This window comes from uncultured Lamprocystis sp., from assembly GCF_903933125.1.
Taxonomy (GTDB): domain Bacteria; phylum Pseudomonadota; class Gammaproteobacteria; order Chromatiales; family Chromatiaceae; genus Thiodictyon.
On sequence record NZ_CAIZIZ010000298.1, the window covers coordinates 1 to 2872 of the forward strand.

A 2872-nucleotide genomic window follows, 5' to 3' on the forward strand; every position below is an offset into this window, starting at 1 on the left:
GACTTCAGACGATACCGCCGGTCTCCCGCTGCCGCCACCTCCGCAGGAGCCGCCGGCCCTGGTCCAGCCCACCCGTGCACAGCGCCCGGCCTCAGGCAAAAATGGCCAAAGTCGAGATAAAACGAATGCACCAGAAACATAGCCAGAATCAGACCGCCGATGGGATCGATCAGATGGCCCCAGCTCTTGTCATTAAAAGCCAAGCTCAACAACAGCCCGATTGAGACGGTCGTACTGGCTATGAAACCCGCGCGAAATAGACTCATCTGCCCTTCGATTATCGGCGAAACATCGTGCTTCAACAGGAAGCGCAATCGCCGCCACTGAACAAGAGAGATAATTCCGTCGATTAGATTCGATACGATACTCACATAGACGCCAAAGCCGACCAGTGCCACCGGATGGGCGAATGCCTCAACCAAATGATACATGACGAATATAACCGAGATTAACAACATAGTAGAAACAACAAGGCTAGAAACGCCCTCCAGCTTGCCATATCCGAAATTGTAAGATAGATTCTTACCCTGGCTGATCTTCCTGATCGCGAAGAAGCTGAAACAAACGGCCACGGTGTCGCCACTCTCCTGCAACAAGTCGATCAACGCGATCATCGAATTCGAGAAAACAGCTGCCACCAATAAAGGCAACAGCATCATAGCCGAAAGCAGCAGACTGAGCAGGATCTCGCGCTGCTTCTCTTTCATCGTGATTTTTTTCATCCGGCTCTCATAGCATGCAGTGTCCCAAGTGTGGTGCCGGACAACCGGCCGACAATTGGATTTGCGCCCGGCGCAGCATCGTCTTCGCAAAATACCGTAAGTATACCCCCCGCCCGGGCGGGGAGGCTCCCGCGCCGCGACCGCCCACCACGGTGCCTCCCAAGACCCGGACTCGCTCTTCTTCGCCGGCCACACCCGGTGAGAGCCGGCTGTCGCTCGGCGCCCGCCACCGCGCCCGTTGGCCTCGGTCAAAATTCCGGCCACTTGGGCTCGCCGGGTGCGTAGTCAGGCCATCCTGGCCTGACACCGTCAGGGCTGGAAGCCCTGACTACGCACGCCGCTGGCCGAGATTACGATCAAGGCCCGCCCGTTCACCCCTGCCAGCCTCGCATCCGGTCGCACGGGGCGCCCCGCAAACCCGCTTGCCCGGAATCTTTGGCGCCGCTAATCTGAGGGCTATATTGCGCGTTGGGTGGTTAAATATGAGAAGACCATTTCTGGTAGCGGCCTTTCTGGCGTCAACGAGCGCCTCGGCCCAGACGCATTGCCTGCCGGGCTAGACTGTTCTCCTCAGCGGTCGGGTCGGCACGCTCACGGATGGGGGGTTCAGGGGGGAAAAGGTCCTGTCCCTGTGCGCCGACAGGTCCAATCCCCCCTTCGACCAAGTGTCCTACCGCTTCGGCCCCCAGGGCGCGGTCGAGCTGGAATACACCGCACCACGCGACGGCGTCTTCTTCGCCGACGACCAGTCTCCCCTGCCTCGAACGACGATCTATTCTCTGTATTTCCGCAAGGGCAGGATCACCTATGCCGTGACCGAGTGCATGGGAGGGCTCTGCGCGCCCCCAATGCCGAGCATCAAGTTGATGGTCTTCGACGGCAAGAGGAAGATCGCCTCCCTCGACTCCGAGCCCGACAGATTCGAGGTCAACACCGACCTTGATGATATCAAGGGCCTGACCGTCAAGAGCAGGAAGAGCGGATTGAACTACGATGAGAACTGATCCGGGTTGCTGCCGCTCATGGCCTGCGGGCTCTCCTCGACGCTCCCATAACAGGACATGATCATCAAAACGGGCCACCAACCGCGCCGGGCCGTCCATCAACCCGGCCGAGCGCAAGTCCTCCAGGCCTCGGCGACGGCTAGGCCGGATCGTCCGATGGCCGCCCCCAGTCGGCCCCGCGGTCCTCCAAAAAGCGAGTCGCCGGCGCCATCGAGCGCACACTCGCCCTGCGTGGAGACCCCGATGTGAACGAGTAAATGCAACAGCATGGCGCAAGACACCCCGACTGCCAGGACCGAGCCCAGGATGGGCTTGAACGCTAAGGGCACTTGCGATCAACTCGGCCCCCGACAACATCATATAGGCAGCCGTAAATGTGAGGCCTGGTCGTCGGTACCGACGCGTTGATCGGAGTAGAGTGACGCTAACTAAGTGTCCCCACGCTCGTGAGTGTGGCGCGCCAGCGAGCCGCAGTCGGGATGGACGGCACGCGGGTTACCCATTGCCATCCTACCGCCAAGGGGACCGAACCAGGAACGACCACGCCAAACAGTATCAGCAACTCATCGCCAAGTGTTGGGACGACGAGGCCTTTAGAGGCTGTCTAGGAACCTGAAAATGACATCGCGTCAATTTGCGGCCATCAAATATGGTGTTTGATTATCGCAAAGCTGCCGTAGAAGCAAGCGGCCGGACGCGATGTAAACCTGTGTCTCGCTCGACGTTGGTTTGCGCTCGTAATCTTTACTCAAGCGACGGGATCGACCGAGCCAGGCGAATGTTCTCTCACCCACCCAACGGCGAGGTAAGACATGGAAGCCTTGAGTTCCCTTCTTCCTCTTAACGACGGTAAGATGGCATTTAAACTGAAGAAGTACCCAGTCCAACAGTTCTGCGCCAGAATAGCCGCAATCAGCCCAGATTATTTTGACAGTATGCAAAAGCACGAACAAATTTGTTAACACTTGGCGGGCGGCTTTGCCGTCGTAGACGTTGGCTGCGTGTACCCAGACAACAAGCAGACAACCGATTGTATCTACTACAATATGTCGCTTTCTGCCCTTGACCAGTTTGCCCCCGTCAAACCCAGAATCTATAAATGATTCCGGGGTGCCTTTGACGCTTTGGCTGTCAATGATCGCTCCC

General features: G+C 58.1%; 3 protein-coding genes. 1 reads left to right on the forward strand and 2 read right to left on the reverse strand.

All coding sequences use genetic code 11. From position 1 onward, the window contains the following. On the reverse strand, nt 1-722 hold a 722-nt coding region (locus tag QZY03_RS14710; RefSeq protein WP_295582281.1), incomplete at its 3' end, for a cation transporter. Nucleotides 723-1387: 665 nt separating this feature from the next. On the opposite strand from QZY03_RS14710, the gene QZY03_RS14715 reads away from it, so the two are divergent. After that, nucleotides 1388-1726: a hypothetical protein gene (locus QZY03_RS14715; RefSeq protein WP_295582283.1), complete on the forward strand. Its 339-nt coding sequence runs from the start codon at nt 1388-1390 to the stop codon at nt 1724-1726. Nucleotides 1727-2355: 629 nt separating this feature from the next. Here QZY03_RS14715 and QZY03_RS14720 read toward each other — a convergent pair. Continuing rightward, nucleotides 2356-2872: transposase (locus QZY03_RS14720; RefSeq protein WP_295582285.1), on the reverse strand; the 517-nt coding region annotated here is incomplete at its 5' end.